At 71.2% G+C, this 15741-nt stretch carries 15 protein-coding genes; 3 read left to right on the top strand and 12 right to left on the bottom strand.

Annotation, left to right across the window (positions count from 1 at the left end):
* Window positions 1–84: 84 nt before the first annotated feature.
* Window positions 85–1470 (top strand): fused response regulator/phosphatase, encoded by a 1386-nt coding sequence (locus AB0L37_RS05970; RefSeq protein WP_365500799.1) that lies wholly within the window; start codon window positions 85–87, stop codon window positions 1468–1470.
* 20 nt (window positions 1471–1490) lie between these two features.
* On the opposite strand, the gene AB0L37_RS05965 is transcribed toward AB0L37_RS05970, so the two are convergent.
* From AB0L37_RS05965 to AB0L37_RS05955, 3 genes are all read right to left on the bottom strand, one after another.
* Window positions 1491–1826: a DUF2516 family protein gene (locus AB0L37_RS05965; protein WP_365500797.1), complete on the bottom strand. Its 336-nt coding sequence runs from the start codon at window positions 1824–1826 to the stop codon at window positions 1491–1493.
* A 130-nt stretch (window positions 1827–1956) separates the two neighbouring features.
* On the bottom strand, window positions 1957–2568 hold the full coding sequence (locus AB0L37_RS05960; protein WP_365500795.1) for a hypothetical protein: 612 nt from the start codon (window positions 2566–2568) through the stop codon (window positions 1957–1959).
* A gap of 22 nt (window positions 2569–2590) precedes the next feature.
* Entirely contained in the window at window positions 2591–3004 is a 414-nt protein-coding gene (locus AB0L37_RS05955) for a helix-turn-helix transcriptional regulator (protein ID WP_365500793.1), read from the bottom strand.
* A gap of 94 nt (window positions 3005–3098) precedes the next feature.
* Between AB0L37_RS05955 and AB0L37_RS05950 the strand changes: the two genes are divergently transcribed.
* Entirely contained in the window at window positions 3099–3857 is a 759-nt protein-coding gene (locus AB0L37_RS05950) for a VOC family protein (RefSeq protein ID WP_365500791.1), read from the top strand.
* 84 nt (window positions 3858–3941) lie between these two features.
* On the opposite strand, the gene argG is transcribed toward AB0L37_RS05950, so the two are convergent.
* The 4 genes from argG to AB0L37_RS05930 all read right to left on the bottom strand — a co-directional run bounded on the left by argG (window position 3942) and on the right by AB0L37_RS05930 (window position 7941).
* Entirely contained in the window at window positions 3942–5399 is a 1458-nt protein-coding gene (gene argG, locus AB0L37_RS05945) for an argininosuccinate synthase (RefSeq protein WP_365500789.1), read from the bottom strand.
* Window positions 5400–5467: 68 nt separating this feature from the next.
* Complete coding sequence (locus AB0L37_RS05940; protein ID WP_365500787.1) at window positions 5468–5968, bottom strand: HAD domain-containing protein; 501 nt, start codon at window positions 5966–5968, stop codon at window positions 5468–5470.
* Window positions 5969–5975: 7 nt separating this feature from the next.
* A complete protein-coding gene (locus AB0L37_RS05935) occupies window positions 5976–6425 on the bottom strand; it encodes a TIGR03618 family F420-dependent PPOX class oxidoreductase (protein WP_365500786.1) in 450 nt (149 codons plus the stop codon).
* 67 nt (window positions 6426–6492) lie between these two features.
* Window positions 6493–7941, bottom strand: a complete 1449-nt coding sequence (locus tag AB0L37_RS05930; RefSeq protein WP_365500784.1) for an MFS transporter — start codon at window positions 7939–7941, stop codon at window positions 6493–6495.
* Between the two features lie 130 nt (window positions 7942–8071).
* Between AB0L37_RS05930 and AB0L37_RS05925 the strand changes: the two genes are divergently transcribed.
* Entirely contained in the window at window positions 8072–8563 is a 492-nt protein-coding gene (locus AB0L37_RS05925) for a MarR family winged helix-turn-helix transcriptional regulator (RefSeq protein ID WP_365500782.1), read from the top strand.
* 101 nt (window positions 8564–8664) lie between these two features.
* Here the strand turns inward: AB0L37_RS05925 and AB0L37_RS05920 are convergent, their stop codons facing one another.
* From AB0L37_RS05920 to AB0L37_RS05900, 5 genes are all read right to left on the bottom strand, one after another.
* Window positions 8665–10695 (bottom strand): AAA family ATPase, encoded by a 2031-nt coding sequence (locus AB0L37_RS05920; RefSeq protein WP_365500780.1) that lies wholly within the window; start codon window positions 10693–10695, stop codon window positions 8665–8667.
* 40 nt (window positions 10696–10735) lie between these two features.
* Complete coding sequence (locus tag AB0L37_RS05915; protein ID WP_365500778.1) at window positions 10736–11356, bottom strand: TetR/AcrR family transcriptional regulator; 621 nt, start codon at window positions 11354–11356, stop codon at window positions 10736–10738.
* A 24-nt stretch (window positions 11357–11380) separates the two neighbouring features.
* Window positions 11381–12268, bottom strand: coding sequence for a hypothetical protein (locus AB0L37_RS05910; RefSeq protein WP_365500776.1), 888 nt, complete (start codon window positions 12266–12268; stop codon window positions 11381–11383).
* Between the two features lie 39 nt (window positions 12269–12307).
* Window positions 12308–14434, bottom strand: coding sequence for an aminoglycoside phosphotransferase family protein (locus AB0L37_RS05905; RefSeq protein WP_365500774.1), 2127 nt, complete (start codon window positions 14432–14434; stop codon window positions 12308–12310).
* A gap of 235 nt (window positions 14435–14669) precedes the next feature.
* A complete protein-coding gene (locus AB0L37_RS05900; RefSeq protein WP_365501421.1) occupies window positions 14670–15566 on the bottom strand; it encodes a winged helix-turn-helix domain-containing protein in 897 nt (298 codons plus the stop codon).
* Window positions 15567–15741 lie beyond the last annotated feature (175 nt).

The raw sequence follows: 15741 nt of genomic DNA, 5'->3' as shown, positions 1-15741 counted from the left end.
GTCGGCTACCGCTAATGTCCCCGTCGGTGGTTCGAGGACCTTCGTCCCACCGCGCCCTCGGGGGGAGGGAAGGAAACCCAAGCGATGCCCGTACCCGTACCGCGGCAGAGAGCAGTTCCGGCCGTGGAAGGTGGTCAGGCTCACGCTGCGACCGCGCCGGCGACTCTGCACTCCGCCGACCTGCCCAGGCAGGCGACCGACGACCACGACCACCGCACCGACGCCGAATCCACCGCGCACGCCGCACCGGCCGCGCACGTCACGGACGCCACCGCGCCCGCGGACGCCCCGGCTGCTCCGACGGCCGGGCTGACCCTGCTCGTCATCGAGGACGACCCGGCAGGGTCCCTCAGCGTCCCCGAGATGCCCGACGCCGCGGGGAAGCCGGCCCGGGTGCGCACCGCCCGCAACCTCACCGAGGCCGAGCGGCTGCTCACCGACGACGTCAGCTGCATCCTGCTCGACCTCGCGCTGCCCGGCACCAAGGCCGGCCGCGCGGACGGGGACGAGCTGGAGACCCTGCGGCACATCCTGCGTCTCGCGCCCCGCCAGGCCGTCGTGGCGCTGACCACGTCCGGCGACGCCGAGCGCGGCGCCGAGGCGGTGCGTGTGGGCGCCCAGGACTACCTGTTCCGGGACGAGCTGGACGCGCGTGTGCTCGGCCGGGCCATCCGGTACGCGGTCGAGCGCAAGCGGGCCGACATCGCGCAGCGCAAGCTCACCGAGTCCCGGCTGCGCGCGCAGGAGAACGCCCGCCTGGAGCGGGGCCTGCTGCCGACGCCGCTCCTGGACGGCTCGCCGCTGCGGTTCGCGGCGGGGTACCGCCCCGGCCGCTCCCGGGCGCTGCTCGGCGGCGACTTCTACGACACGGTGCGCACGCCCGACGGCACGGTCCACGCGATGATCGGCGACGTCTGCGGGCACGGCCCCGACGCGGCGGCGCTCGGCGTCCAACTGCGCATCGCGTGGCGGGCGTTGACGTTCGCGGGCCTGTGCGGCGACGAACTGCTCTCCACGCTCCAGCAGGTTCTTGAGCACGAGCGCGACGACGACGAGATCTTCGCGACGCTGTGCACGGTGGACATATCGCCGGACGGACGGCGCGCGGGCCTGTGCCTCGCGGGCCACCCGTCGCCGTTGATCGCGAGCCCCGGCCGCGCGGCGACGCTGCTGCCGTACGAGAACAGCGGCCCGGCGCTCGGCCTGCTGCCGAAGGCCCGATGGCCGCGTATGCAGGTGGAGTTGGGCGCGTCCTGGAGCCTGATGCTCTACACGGACGGCCTGATCGAGGGCCGGGTCGGCGACGGGAACCAGCGCCTGGGCCAGGAGGGCATGGTGGAGCTGGTGCGCCGCCAGCGCGCGGCGGGCCTGCGCGGCGAGGAACTCCTGGAAGCGGCGATGAACGAGGTCCGCGACCTGAACGGCGGCGATCTGACCGACGACGTGGCGGTGCTGCTCCTGGACCGCTGAGGCGGCCCGGGGAGCGCGGGTCAGCGCCCGCCGTTGTACGGCCCGTACGGGCCGTCGCTGCTGGAACCGCGGCCCTTGCGACCCCCGCCGCCGGAGATCTGCCGGACGGCGGGCCGCACGTCGACCATGTACACGATGGTGGCGACGAGCCCGATGATCGGCAGGAACGACAGGATCGGGAACAGCAGGTTCACGACGAAGGCGAGGCCGAGGATGATCAGCCAGAACGGCTTGGTCTTCTTGTCGGCGGCGCGGTAGGCGTCCTCGCGCCGGACGGCGGCGTCGATGAACGCGAAGCCGCTGAAGACGATCAGCGCCAGACTCAGCAGCGACATCACCGTGTTGAAACCCTGCATCAGCACAACGCCACCACCAGAATCGACTTCCTGAACAGTTCTCGGGGCCTTCGGTTCTCAGGACCTCCGGCCACCGTACCCGGACAACGGGCCGGGCACTCCACAAGTGCCCGGCCCGTCGCCGTACCCCTTACTTGGCGGGCGGCGTGCTGCCGGAGCCCGTCTTCTTGGCGGCGGGAGCGGTCTTCTTGGCCGGCGCCGTCTTCTTGGCGGCGGGCGCCTTCTTCGCGGCGGGAGCGGCCTTGGCCCCGGACGTCTCGTCCGGCTTGGCCTCGGGCTTCGCCGCGGCCTCCGGCTCGACGGCCACGGCGATCTCGTTGATCTCCTCGGCGGCCTCGCCGCGCCAGGCCTTCACGGCCTCCTCGCCGTGCTCGGCGACCTTCTCGTAGGTCTCGCGCGCCTTCACGGCGGCCTCGGCGGCGAAGCCGACACCGCGCAGCGCGAGGTCCTGTGCGGTCTCACCGAGCTTCTTCAGGTCGGTGTCGAACGTGGAGACGATCTCGTTCACCTTGGCGGTGACGGTCGCCTGAACTTCCTTGGCCCGCGCGGACGCCTTGTCCTGCACGTCCTTGGGGTCGGTGTTGCGTACGGACTCGATCCGCGCCGGCGCCTCGGCGCGCAGCTGCTCGACGAGTCCCGGCACCTTCTTGGCCTGCTGAAACGCCAACTCGGCGGTGCCTGCCGCGAAGTAGAGCGGCGTCGGGTCGGTGAGGGTCTTGCGCAGGTCGTCCTTGATGGCCATGGCGTGGTCCTCCCGGATCACATCAACTGCTGCTTGAGGGCTCGGCATCGCCGCCGGTCTCTTCGGCTGCCCCGTCGCCCGCGATCCCGAACCCGTTCTCCTTGCGGAACGACTCGTAGATCTGCAACAGGACGTTCTTCTGGCGTTCGTTGAGCGAGGGGTCGGCGAGGATCACCGCACGCGTCTCGACCTCGTCCCGCTCACGTTCCGCGTCGAGGATGCCGGCGCGCACGTACAGCGTCTCGGCGGAGATCCGCAGCGCCTTGGCGACCTGCTGCAACACCTCCGCGCTCGGCTTGCGCAGCCCGCGCTCGATCTGGCTGAGATACGGATTGGACACCCCGGCGGCCTCGGCGAGCTGACGGAGCGACAACTGCGCGGTGCGACGCTGCTCGCGCAGATACTCCCCGAGACTTCCGACGTTGAGCGATGCCATACGTCGATACTGCCGCAGCGGCGCTAACTTTTGCAAGCATCTGCTTGCAAAAGTGCTTCACGCCACGCGTCGGCCCGTCCGTAGGATCTCGGGCATGCCGCTGCGCCCCGTTCACGTCATCATCAAGGCCGTCGACGCCACGGCGGTCGGTCAGTTCTGGGCCCAGGCGCTCGGGTGGACCGCGTACAGCCCCGGCGTCGTCACCTACGTCGGTCCGCCCGGCGGGTCGGGCGGTGAGCCCGTCTGGCCGGATCCGGTGTTCGTGGGCCTCGACGTGGTGCCCGTGCCGGAGCCGAAGGATCCCGCGGTGAAGAACCGGGTGCACCTCGATCTCGCGACCACGTCCGCGGCCCATCAGGCGGAGCTGACCGCCCGGTTGATCGCTCTCGGCGCGACGCCCGCCGATGTGGGCCAGGGCGACGACGTGCCGTGGACGGTCCTCGCCGACCCCGAGGGCAACGAGTTCTGCGTCCTCGAACCCCGGGACGTCTACCGGGACACCGGCCCCGTCGCCGCGATCGTCGTCGACTGCGCGGACCCGCGGGCCATGGCCCGGTTCTGGGGCGGGGCGACGGACTGCTCCCTGCACCGAGTCACCGACGACCAGGCCGTGTTGCGCTCCGCCAAGGGGGTCGGCCCGTATCTGGAGTTCCTGCGCACGCCGGGCGCGAAGACGGCGCCGGACCGCCTCCATGTCGACCTGCTGCCGTACCCCGGCGACGACCAGGCGGCGGAGGTCGCCCGGCTGCGCGCCCTCGGCGCCTCGGATCTGGATGTCGGCCAGGGCGATGTGGCGTGGACGTGTCTGACGGACCCGGAGGGGCACGAGTTCTGCGTGCTGGCGCCGCATTGAGGTAGGGGGCTCGGGCGGGAACGTGTGAGGGCCGGCTGACGCTCAACGCGTCGGCCGGCCCTCACATGTACGCGATATGCCGCCCTAGTCCGTGCCGAACTCCATGGCGGCGCGGTCGAGCGCCTCGTCGTCGCCGGAGACCTCGCCGCGGGAGGCGATGGCCTCGGCGCCGCCCTCGGGGAGGGTGCCGATCAGGCCGGTCGCGGCGGCCTGGGCCGCGCCGATCGCGGAGTCGGCGGGCTGGCTGCCGGCGCCGAGCAGGCCGAGGCCCGCGTACTGCTCCAGCTTGGCGCGCGAGTCGGCGATGTCGAGGTTGCGCATGGTGAGCTGGCCGATCCGGTCGACCGGGCCGAACGCCGAGTCCTCGGTCCGCTCCATGGAGAGCTTGTCCGGGTGGTACGAGAAGGCCGGGCCGGTGGTGTCGAGGATCGAGTAGTCCTCGCCGCGCCGCAGCCGCAGGGTGACCTCGCCGGTGACGGCGGCGCCGACCCAGCGCTGGAGGGACTCGCGGACCATGAGCGCCTGCGGGTCCAGCCAGCGGCCCTCGTACATGAGGCGGCCGAGCCTGCGGCCCTCGTTGTGGTACTGGGCGAGGGTGTCCTCGTTGTGGATGGCGTTCACGAGGCGCTCGTACGCGGCGTGCAGGAGGGCCATGCCGGGCGCCTCGTAGATGCCGCGGCTCTTGGCCTCGATGATCCGGTTCTCGATCTGGTCGGACATGCCGAGGCCGTGGCGGCCGCCGATCGCGTTGGCCTCCATGACGAGGTCGACGGCGGAGGCGAACTCCTTGCCGTTGATCGTCACCGGGCGGCCCTGCTGGAAGCCGATCGTGACGTCCTCGGTGGCGATCTCGACGGACGGGTCCCAGAACTTGACGCCCATGATCGGGTCGACCGTCTCGACGCCCGTGTTCAGGTGCTCCAGGACCTTCGCCTCGTGGGTGGCGCCCCAGATGTTGGCGTCCGTGGAGTACGCCTTCTCCGTGGAGTCCCGGTACGGCAGCTCGTGGGCGAGCAGCCACTCCGACATCTCCTTGCGGCCGCCGAGCTCGGTCACGAAGTCCGCGTCGAGCCAGGGCTTGTAGATCCGCAGGTTCGGGTTGGCCAGGAGGCCGTAGCGGTAGAACCGCTCGATGTCGTTGCCCTTGAAGGTCGAGCCGTCGCCCCAGATCTGGACGTCGTCCTCAAGCATCGCGCGGACCAGGAGCGTGCCGGTGACGGCGCGGCCGAGGGGTGTGGTGTTGAAGTAGGCCCGGCCGCCGGAGCGGATGTGGAACGCGCCGCACGCGAGCGCGGCGAGCCCTTCCTCGACCAGTGCGGCACGGCAGTCGACCAGACGCGCGACCTCGGCACCGTAGCTCTTCGCCCGGCCGGGTACCGAGGCGATGTCCGGCTCGTCGTACTGACCGATGTCGGCCGTGTACGTGCACGGGACGGCGCCCTTGTCTCGCATCCACGCGACCGCGACGGAGGTGTCGAGGCCACCCGAGAAGGCGATGCCGACGCGCTCGCCGACGGGGAGGGAAGTGAGAACCTTAGACATAGGAAGAGTATGCATCACAACGCATGACCATGCAACACCCAATCCGCACCCGCCCGCCTACCGGCCCTCTACACCCCCCTCAGCCACTCCCCTACGAGACGGAGGTCGGCGCCTGCCAGCCCCCGGCCGGGGTCGACGCGGTGGAGCAGCGCCCGCCCGGGGTGGTGGGCGGCGACCCAGTTCCGGTCGCCGTGGCCGATCTCGTCGTCGATCCAGACGAAGGGCCGTCCTGCCGCCCGGGCGACGACCGGGCGGACCTTCCAGTGCAGCACCCCGCGCACCACCTCCGGGTCCTCCTCCTCCGGCTCGTCCAGAACCGGCAGCACCGGGAGCCCCAGCCGCGGGCCGACCAGCGCGTTCGCGTCGTCCATCCAGGTCGTGGCCCACACGAGGTCGCACGGCAGGGCGGCGAGGGCCGGGCCGAGGGCCGGGTTCGCGCGGGAGAGGAGGGGGTGGCCGGAGGGGTCCGGGTCCGGCTCGTACGTCGGGTGGCCGCCCGGAGGGGGCGGACCGAAGGGGATCAGCGGGCCGTCGACGTCCAGGAACAGCAGGGGTCTCGCGGTCGTCACGGCCGCCTCAGCCGACGTCGAGCGCGGTGCCGTACAACCGCGCCACCTTCAGCCGTACGACCACTCTCTCTTCCGCGGCGACCTCCGCCAGGAACTCCTCCTCGCCGCCTTCCGGCACGAACTCCCTTGCCATGCCGAGGAGTTCGAGCCCCACCGCGTCACCCGGCTCCGCGCTCGGGGCGCTCACCTCCGCCTCCCCCTCCGCGACGGCGAACGCGAAGTCGTCCCGCCTGACGTGCAGCGCGGCGTGCGGGTCGGCGCGGTAGTGGCGGGGCTTGAGGCGGCCCCGCGTCGTGGAGATCCGCAGCATGCGTTCGTCCGGGATCCAGTGGTAGAGGACCGTGGTCAGGTGCGGGTGCCCCGTGGCGCGCACACTGGCGAGCACCCCGAACTTCCCTTCTTCGAGGATCTCTTGAAGCTCCGGTTCGGTGAGCGATCGGGGTGCGGCGCCGGCCATGAGGGTGCTCCTTCGGTTCGGTGACTTCATATACGAGGGGTGGAGGGGTACGTCGGTCAGGGCGCCGTCACCGGATACGTGCGGGCCGCAACACCACCAGCGCGACCACGAACGCCGCCCCGATCAGACCGGCCCCGACCCCGAACGCGAGCCGGTAGCCCTCGGTCAGCGCCGCCGCCGACGAACTGCCCTCCCCCAGAAGGGAGTTGGTGCGGGACGCCGCCAGCGTCGACAGGACCGCGACACCGAGCGCCATACCGATCTGCTGCGTCGTGTTGAACAGGCCCGACGCGAGCCCCGCGTCCTCCTCGTCCGCCGCCGACATGCCGAGCCCGGCGAGCGCGGGCAGGACCAGGCCGCCGCCGGACACGAGGAGCATCACGGGCAGCAGATCAGGGACGTACGAGCCCTGCACCGGCACCCGTGCGAGATACCCGAGCGCCCCGGCGAGGAGGACGAGGCCCGCGAGCAGCACCCGGCGCTCCCCGAACCGTGCCGCGAGCCGCGCCGAGACGCCCAGCGAGACGGCCCCGATCGCGACCGCCGCGGGCAGCATCGCGAGGCCCGTCTTCGCGGCCCCGTACCCGAGGACCTTCTGCATGTAGAGCGCGGCGAGCACCTGGAAGGCGAACATGGCGGCGAGGGTGAGGATCTGGGTGACGTTGGCGCCGACGACGGTGCGCGAGCGCAGGACGCGCAGCGGCATGAGCGGTGTGCGCGCCCGCGCCTGCCGCACGACGAACCCGGCGACGAGCGCGAGGCCGATCCCGATGAGACCGCCGCCTCGCACCGAACTCACCCCATAAGCCTCGATGTTGACGACCCCCCAGATCGCCGCCATCAGTCCGCCGGTGATCAGCAGCGCGCCCCACGCGTCGGCTCCGGCGCGCAGTCCGAGCCCCCGGTCCGCGGGGAGCGCGGGCACGGCGAGGGCGAGGACGGCGGCGCCGATGGGCAGGTTGATGAAGAAGATCCAGTGCCAGTCGAGGGCGTCGGTGAGGACGCCGCCGAGGACCTGCCCGATGGACGCGCCCGCGGCGCCGGTGAAGCTGAACACCCCTATGGCGCGGGCCCGTTCGCGCGGGTCGGTGAAGAGCGTGACGAGGATGCCGAGGCCGACCGCGGCCGCCATGGCGCTGCCGACCCCCTGGAGGAAGCGGGCCGCGAGCAGGACCGCGGGGCCGGTTGCGACCCCCGCGAGGAGCGAGGCCGCGGTGAAGACGGCGGTGCCCGTGAGGAACATCCGCTTGCGGCCGACGAGGTCGCCGAGCCGCCCGGCGAGCAGGAGCAGGCTGCCGAACGCGATGAGGTAGGCGTTCACCACCCAACTCAGTCCGGTGGGGCTGAAGTCGAGGTCGTTCTGGATGGCCGGCATCGCGACGGTGACGATGGAGCCGTCGAGGATGATCATCAGGGTCCCGGTGGCGATGACCCCGAGGGCCAGCCAGCGGGAGCGGCTCCCCGACGGCGCGGCCGGGGCGGGCGCCTCGGCGGGCAGGACGGACGTGGCAGGCATGGCGAAGCCCTTCGGTCGGACGGTCGGGCCGGGCCCCTTGCGGGCCCGGCGACGGCGACAACACGACCGTAACAGATGGTTCCGTTGCAGACTATATTTCTCGGAACCAGTTGTGGACTATCCTGGAGCCATGACCTCCATGACGCCCGCCCCCACCCGGACCAGGCCCGACCTCTCCTACCTCCTGGACCACACCAGCCACGTGCTGCGTACTCAGATGGCGGCGGAGCTCGCCGAGATCGGGCTGACGGCGCGCATGCACTGCGTGCTCGTGCACGCCCTGGAGGAGGAGCGCACCCAGGCCCAGCTCGCCGAGATCGGCGACATGGACAAGACGACGATGGTCGTGACCGTCGACGCCCTGGAGAAGGCCGGCCTCGCGGAGCGCCGCCCGTCGAGCACCGACCGGCGGGCGCGGATCATCGCGGTGACCGAGGAGGGCGCACGGATCGCGGCACGCAGCCAGAAGATCGTGGACGGAGTGCACGAGAAGGCGCTCGCGGCGTTCCCGCCCGAGGACCGCGAGACGTTCCTGCGCCTGATGAACCACCTGGCGGAGGGCTATCTCAGTACGCCCGTGCCGAGCCCGGTGGCGGCCAGGCGCCCGCGCCAGCGCGGCTGAGACACCGCGGCCGGTGGCGGCCAGGCACCCGCGCGGCTGAGACACCGCGGCCGGTGGCGGTCGGGCGCCCGCACGGCCGAGACACCGCGGCCACGAGCAACTCAAGCGGCGAACGGCAGCTCCCGCGCATGCACCACGTCCAGCCGTGACACCGCCCGGGTCAGCACCACGTACAGCCGCTGGAGCCCGCGCGTCTCCGCCGCCACGATCGCGGCGGGCTCGACGGCGACGACATGGTCGTACTCAAGACCCTTCGCGACGCCCGCCGCGAGCACGGTGACCCGGGCCCCCAGATCGTCGGGCCCGGCCGCCGCGATGCCCGCCGCGGCCAGCGCCTCGCGCACCGCGCCCGCATCGCGTGCGGCCGCGATCACCCCGATCGACCCTTCGTACGCGAGCGCGCGCCGCACGGCGTCGACGGTTCCCGCGACCACGTCACGCACCCGCTCGACCCTCAACTCCCCGTCCGCGCGCAGCGACCGGGCCGCCGGTACGTCCACGTCGATCCGCTCCAGGACCCGGTTGGCGAGCGCGAGCACAGCGGCCGGCACCCGGAACCCGGTCGTGAGGGGCACCACCGCCGCCTCCGGTTTGCCGAGGTGCGCGAGCAGTTCGCTCCAACTCCGGGCCGCCCACGGTGTGGTGCCCTGCGCCAGATCGCCGAGCACGGTCAGCGAACCGAACTCCGCGCGCCGCGCCACGGCCCGCGCCTGCATCGGCGACAGGTCCTGCGCCTCGTCGACGACGATGTGGCCGTACCCCTCGGGGTGTTCGAGCAGCCCGGCGACCTCGTCGAGCAGGACGAGGTCGGCGGCCGACCACTTGGCGGACTTGTACGAGCGCGGCGGCCTGGCCCACAGCAGCGCCCGCTGCTCGTCGGCATCCAGAATCCCATCGGCGGCCCGCGCCAACTCCTCTCCGTTCGCCAGGAGTTGAGCGAGCACCTCCTCCGGTCGCACCCGCGGCCACACCGTGTCCACGAACTCCTTCACGGCCGGGGCCCGCCCGATCCTCTGTACCCAGGCGGCGTTCACGGGCCAGGCGCGCCGCTCGGCCTGCACCTGGATGCAGGCCACGACCCGGCTGCGCACCCGCTCGCGCCCGACGGCGTACGGAGGCTCCTCGGCCCGTACTCCGTCGACGATCCGCCGCAGTTCGCCGGCGGGCACCCGCCACCGGTACGACCCCTCGGGAACCGCCACGGCCTCGACGGGCCCGTTCCGCACCCGCGCGTAGAGCGCGCGGCGCAGCACCTCGGCCATCCTGACGTCGTGCTTGACGACGGCGGCGGCCTCGTCGTCGTCCGCCCGCACCTCCCCGCGCCCCATCAGTTCCTCGACGGTCGACTGCCGCACCCCGGTCTCGCCGAGCGCGGGCAGCACGGCGGAGATGTAGGAGAGGAAGGTCCGGTTGGGCCCGAGCACCAGGAGCCCGCCGCGCTGGACGCGCTGCGGGAACGTATAGAGCAGGTACGCGGCCCGGTGCAGCCCGACCGCCGTCTTGCCGGCGCCGGGCGCGCCCTGCACGCACACGGACGTGGCGGCGTCAGCGCGTACCAGGTCGTCCTGCTCGGGCTGGATGGTCGCGGCGATGTCGCGCATCGGGCCGACGCGGGGCCGCTCGATCTCCCCGGCGAGGATCCGGCTGCCGCCCCCGCCCTCCCCGGCGCCGAGCCGCTCGTCCTCCAGGCCGGTCAGATCGCGGGAGTCCCCGACGCTGCCCGGCGCCCAGCCGAAGCGCCGTCGTACGTCCACACCCTGGGGATCGCCCGCGCCCGCCTGGTAGAACGCCCGTGACACCGGCGCCCGCCAGTCGACGACGAGCGGCGGCGCGGCCGGATGCTCGCTGATCCGCAGCCGTCCTACGTAGTAACGCTGCCCGGCGTGCTCCCCGCCGGCCCCGAAGTCGAGCCGCCCGAAGAACGCCGGCGCCTGCGGCAGCTCGTGAAGTCCCTTGGCCCTGCTGCGCAGTTGATACCCGAGCACCTCGGCGTCGGCGCCGGATGCGGAGGCGTTCTCCCCGATGACGACCTGCTCGTCGGCGCCTTCGATCATGGCGGCGAGGGCGGCGCGGCAGGTGTCGTGATAGCGGCGTTCGGCGTCGAGGGTGTCGGGGCTGACGGCGGCAGTCATGGATCCACGGTAACGCAATAACGTAACCGAGTTAAATCTTTTACTCAGGCAAGCCGCGCGCCAACTGAGCGAACCCCACCTCCGCGGCCCGCACCGCGTCCCCCTCGACCGCGTCGGCGGACTCCCCGGCCGCGATCCGCCGCACGTTCTCCTCGGCGAGGACCCGTTGCACGGCCACGATCTGCCCGGCGGCGAGCCGCGCCTCGATCGCGGGCCCGCCGAGCGCCCCGGCCAGCGCCTGCTCGGACCGCTCCCGGTATCCGTGCAGCCGCGCCACCAGCGACGGCGTCCCGTACAGCAGCCGCTGATACGCCAGCACGGCAGGGTGGTCGCACAGCCCGGTCACGGGGTCCCGCCGATCGAGGCCCGCCACGAAATGCCGCCGCAGCGCCTCGACCGCCGACACGCCCTCCGCACGCCCCGCCACGACCCGCGCCGCCTCGTCCTCGTGATCGGCGAACCGGTGCAGGACGAGGTCCTCCTTGCTCGCGAAGTACCGGAACAGGGTCGGCTTCGACACCTCGGCGGCGGCGGCCACCTCGGCGACCGACACGTTCTCGAACCCCTTCTCCAGAAACAGCCGGATCGCGGCTTCGGAGAGCGCCTCGCGGGTGCGCCGCTTCTTCAGTTCACGGAGGGAGGGGGCGGGGCCTTGGGTCATGGGGAGGAGGGTACGGGCCCGGGGTCAGGCCGCGGCAGCGCGGCGCCAGGCCGGCGTCTCCGAGGCCAGGGCCCACAGGTCGTCGAAGTGCTTGACCCACATGGCCACGGCCGGCTCGTCCTCCACCCTGCGCTCGGCGGCGAGCACGGACAGGTCGGTGTCGTAGCCCTTGGGGTCGTAGTACTCGGGGCCGCGCAGCGACATACGGGACGAGATGTCGTACAGCCCGTGCAGGACGCGCTTCCGGTTGAAGATGCAGAGCTTGTGCAGCGGCGGCCCGGGGCAGACGCGGTACTCGCAGTGCACCTCGATGTGCCCGAGCCGGGTGAGATCGGCGGCGAGGTCCGAGAGGATCTGGTCGTACTCCTGGCATTTGCGCTCGACCCTACGGCGGAACTCCGGGGCGTCCTCGGGTTCCCCGCCCGCCCCGACCCTCGACGGCACGGTCATCGGCCGGGAGAAGTCCGGGACGATCATTCGTACGGCGACGTGCCGGGTCGGGCCCGGGTTCTCGGCGAGGCTCTCCAGGCGGTGGTACAGCTCGTTGAAGAGGGTCTCGCCGGTATAGCCGAAGAAGCTGATCTCCACCCGGCGGACATGGAATGCCTCCGTGACGAAGGCACCCAGGTTCCGGGACGTCGCCTCGACCCGTGCGGGCAGCCGGGACGCCGCGGTGAGTTCCTTCAGCGCGTCGTAGAGGACGAACCCGACCAGGCTGAGCAGCGCGCCGCCGAGGAACGCCTTGCCTTCCAGGGCGTCGCCGACGGGTTTGACGAACTGGGCGATCAGGCCGGTGACGAAGATGGCGAGCAGCAGCACCCGCACGGCCGTCGGCTCGACCCGCTGCTGGAGGCGCCGCAACGCCCGCCCGACGCCGGCCCCGTCCTGACCCCTGTCCAAGTCTGCGGACATTCGTCATCCTCCCCCGGCCCGGGGGATGGACCGGGGCTCTCAGCCGCCCACGAGCGCCCCCGGTGCACTCCGTACTTCATCGTCCGCGTGCGGCAGGGCCAAGGCAAGGTAGGGGTTGGCTGCGTGGGTGGTTGCCGGAGGCATTTCCAGCCACTTCAGGGCTTTGCGGAGCGTCGTCGTGTACGAGCCCACGGCCCGCCGGACGTTCGGGGCGTCCAGACCGGAGCCGGTGACGAGGCGGTCCAGGTCGACGTAGGCCGAGCGGACCTGTTCGAAGCCCTGGTAGACGGGTACGTCGCGTTCCCAGCCGTGGGTGAAGCGCGGGGCCAGACGCCTTTCCCAGCGGGCGTACATCCGGTCCCTCATCTCCCGGGTCGTCGGCGTCAGATGGGTGTGCCGCACGAGGTCGTACAGCGGGTCGCCCACCATCGCCATCTCCCAGTCGATGAGCGTGAGGTCGAAGCCGCGCTCCTGGCGTACCAGGTTCCACGGGTTCAAATCGCCGTGCAGCAGCGCGTAGTGACGATCCGTCACTCGATGCGTCAGCAGTCGCCGTTCCAACTCGGCGTCGCCAGGTAGGCCCAGCCTGGTGGCGAGGTCCTTGGTCTTGCGCGAGAACTGACGGACCATCGTGGCCAGTTGGGAGCACATCCACTCGTAGAAGCCGACTCCCTTCATGTCCTGGGTCAACAGCCAGTTGTCGACCTGGGACAGCGCGGCCAGCTGGTCCACCAAGTTGTGTGCCTCGCCGGGGAGCAGCCCGTGCACCGGGTGCCTGGGGCGGCTCTGGATGTCAGAAGGGCCCACGTACGACTGGATGGTGAACTGATCCTCGACGTCACTGACGCCCAGGGCGAGAACCTTGGGCGCGCTGACGGCCGTCCCGGAGTCCTCGATCGCCCGGAGCACCGCGTGCTCCACAAGAAACCTGGGCTCGATCGGGGTTGCCTTGCCCACCTTGCGGCGCACCATGACGGGGCCGTAACCCGTGACACGTACGACAGTACCCAGGTGGGCGGTGCCCTTGAAGACCTGCCGGGCCGTGGCCGCGCCTTCCGCCCACAGCGCCTCCTCGACCTCCGCGGCGGTGAAGTGTTCACGCAGCTCCACCCGTTTGTCCCGCTGCCAGTTGATGGACGCGGAGAACCTGCCCCGGTGGCGTGCGCCGCGAGCGACCCGCCAGCGGTAGAGCAGGGGCTCGATCGCCTCCGGGCCCAGGAGGTTGCGCAACCTGAGCGGTCGCTGGGCCACCCCGAGCGCACGATGGACCTCCACCGCCGCGCCCTCCAGGTCGCTCTGGCTGAAGTTCTCGCCGAGCGAGCCGACCGCGCGGATCACGTCCGGGTATACGGACTGGGCGTGCTCGAAGTCGATGTAGTGCCGCAGATCGCTGTGGAGTCCCTCGGTCGCCTCGGGGCGGACACAGGCCATCGCGTCCCCCCAACGCGCGATCACCTCGCCCTGCTGCTCAGTCGGGTACTGCATCCGCACCAGGTGCACGGCGAGGTCGTGAAGCGGATCTCCGTACGACGCCAACTCCCAGTCCACGCACACCAGGGGCGGCGCGCCCTCGTACGTGACGATGACGTTGTCCCGGTGCAGATCGCCGTGGAGCAGGCTGAAGGGCCGCCGCGTCAGGTTGGGCGCCCACACACCGGACAGCCGCAGCGCGTTCTCCGGGACGCCGAGCGCCACGAACAGCCCACCGAATTCAGCCCAGTTGGGCAGCCGGATCTGCGCCTCCGCCTGAAGCAGCAGATTCCGCAGATATCCGCGGCTGTCGCCCTCACGCGGCCAGAAGGCTGGGCGGGGTGGCAGCTCGCCCGACGGCACCCACGCCATGTCCGCCAAGAGCCCGGCGAACGCCCCGATCAGCAGGGAGTCCACCGGCTTACCGTTTCGGCAGATGCTGGAGAGGGGGGTGCCCTCCATATAGCTGTGGATCGAGATGTCGCCGACCCGCGCAAGGCATTGCGGCACATGGCGCAGAGTCCTGCCGATCGCGTCCAGAACCGCCTGCTCGTCCTTCCACGTCCGGATCACGACCGGGGCGATCCCGCTCTTCCGGCGCCGGACGATGACGCGCGAGCCGCCCCGGAGCCCGGACCGTGCAGCCTCGTCGTCGGACAGCGTGACCACATGGTTCAGGTTGTGGTGTCCGCTCATCCCCTCGCCATGACGCTGCGCGCGCGCCGCAACACTGCGCCACACATCGTCGGGCGTACTGGCACTCGGGGCGATCACAGCGCCCACAGGCCGCTCCTGGTTACTTATGCGTCGGGCCGTAACAGGGCCACAGAGTAGTGCCGTACCAAAGGCCCCACGACCGGAGTCCGAGAGTGCGCAGTATCAGCGGAGTAAAGAAACACTCACGAGACCGGGCGTTCGAACCGAGCCCGAATCAGCGCGCCAGGTGCGTCCACACCGAGTCGAACCACGCCTGCCAGCCCTTGATGAAGACCGAACCGCGCCCGTTGGGGTTCTTCTCATCCACCACGTAGTGGGTGAGCGTCGCGCCCAGGCCCAGGACGTCCAGCGCCGCGACCTCGGTGTCCCCCAGGACGATCGGCCGCTCGATGACTTCGTACGGTGCGTGCAGGGCCTGCGTGCGGTTGATCAAATAGAGCTTGAAGATCGGCGTGAGGTCGACGTGCCGGATCTCGATCCGAGCGGACTCCACCAGCTTCTCGACCTGCAACTGCCGAAGCTCCACGCGGATGGATTCGCTGTGCTGGTGCGTGATCCGCAGCAGCCTCGTCTTCAGCTGAGCGGTGACTTCCCCGTCCGCGTCGATCAGTGCCCGTGGATACGGCAGAACGAGTGACTCCGACGGCAGCAGCATGCGAATGGCGATGCTGCGCGGAGCCGCGAGTCCCGACCTGATCCGGTCGATCTGCCCCTTGATCTGGGTATCGAGGGACTCCGACGTGAGGGTGCAGACATCGAGGACGACGTCGGGTCCGGCGAACGCCTCATCAAAGAACTCGCGCAGCGTCACCCGCCCCTCTCTGGCCGCCCGCGCCGTGTACGACTGCACCTGCTGCGCCCGCAGGACCTGCACCGGAGGATCCTGGGCCTGCGCAGGATCCAGGACACGCGTGCCGCTTCCCTGCCGCGCCTCGATCCACCCCTCCTCAGCGAGCTGCACCAAAGCGCGCTGCACCGTATCCCGGGACACATCGAACTCCTCGGCCAGCTTGCGCTGCGCCGGAAGGAGCGAGCCGAGGGGGTAGTCGCCGCCGGCCATGCGGGCGCGCAGCTCCTCGACGACACGGAAGACTTCCCTGCCGCCGCTCATGCCGCTTGTGCCGCTCCGGCCGTTCGTCACAGAGGGAACGTACCTCTGTCAGCCCAACGGCACACCAAAAGCAGCCAACTTCCCTCCATTTCCCGGGCGTTGAGTAAGGATCTATCGGCCAGGGCAAGACCAATCCAAGTCCACCAGTCCAATCGGTCCACTTGACCGATTGGGG

This window comes from Streptomyces sp. NPDC052225, from assembly GCF_040679615.1.
GTDB lineage: Bacteria > Actinomycetota > Actinomycetes > Streptomycetales > Streptomycetaceae > Streptomyces.
This window is presented reverse-complemented; position numbering and strand designations above follow the sequence as displayed.

Bases quoted from the DNA above. Each gene is read 5' to 3' on its own strand.
- AB0L37_RS05970 (WP_365500799.1), top strand. From the start codon at position 85: ATGCCCGTACCCGTACCGCGGCAGAGAGCAGTTCCGGCCGTGGAAGGT.
- AB0L37_RS05965 (WP_365500797.1), bottom strand. From the start codon at position 1,826: ATGCAGGGTTTCAACACGGTGATGTCGCTGCTGAGTCTGGCGCTGATC.
- AB0L37_RS05960 (WP_365500795.1), bottom strand. From the start codon at position 2,568: ATGGCCATCAAGGACGACCTGCGCAAGACCCTCACCGACCCGACGCCG.
- AB0L37_RS05955 (WP_365500793.1), bottom strand. From the start codon at position 3,004: ATGGCATCGCTCAACGTCGGAAGTCTCGGGGAGTATCTGCGCGAGCAG.
- AB0L37_RS05950 (WP_365500791.1), top strand. From the start codon at position 3,099: ATGCCGCTGCGCCCCGTTCACGTCATCATCAAGGCCGTCGACGCCACG.
- argG (WP_365500789.1), bottom strand. From the start codon at position 5,399: ATGTCTAAGGTTCTCACTTCCCTCCCCGTCGGCGAGCGCGTCGGCATC.
- AB0L37_RS05935 (WP_365500786.1), bottom strand. From the start codon at position 6,425: ATGGCCGGCGCCGCACCCCGATCGCTCACCGAACCGGAGCTTCAAGAG.
- AB0L37_RS05930 (WP_365500784.1), bottom strand. From the start codon at position 7,941: ATGCCTGCCACGTCCGTCCTGCCCGCCGAGGCGCCCGCCCCGGCCGCG.
- AB0L37_RS05925 (WP_365500782.1), top strand. From the start codon at position 8,072: ATGACCTCCATGACGCCCGCCCCCACCCGGACCAGGCCCGACCTCTCC.
- AB0L37_RS05920 (WP_365500780.1), bottom strand. From the start codon at position 10,695: ATGACTGCCGCCGTCAGCCCCGACACCCTCGACGCCGAACGCCGCTAT.
- AB0L37_RS05915 (WP_365500778.1), bottom strand. From the start codon at position 11,356: ATGACCCAAGGCCCCGCCCCCTCCCTCCGTGAACTGAAGAAGCGGCGC.
- AB0L37_RS05910 (WP_365500776.1), bottom strand. From the start codon at position 12,268: ATGTCCGCAGACTTGGACAGGGGTCAGGACGGGGCCGGCGTCGGGCGG.
- AB0L37_RS05905 (WP_365500774.1), bottom strand. From the start codon at position 14,434: ATGAGCGGACACCACAACCTGAACCATGTGGTCACGCTGTCCGACGAC.
- AB0L37_RS05900 (WP_365501421.1), bottom strand. From the start codon at position 15,566: ATGAGCGGCGGCAGGGAAGTCTTCCGTGTCGTCGAGGAGCTGCGCGCC.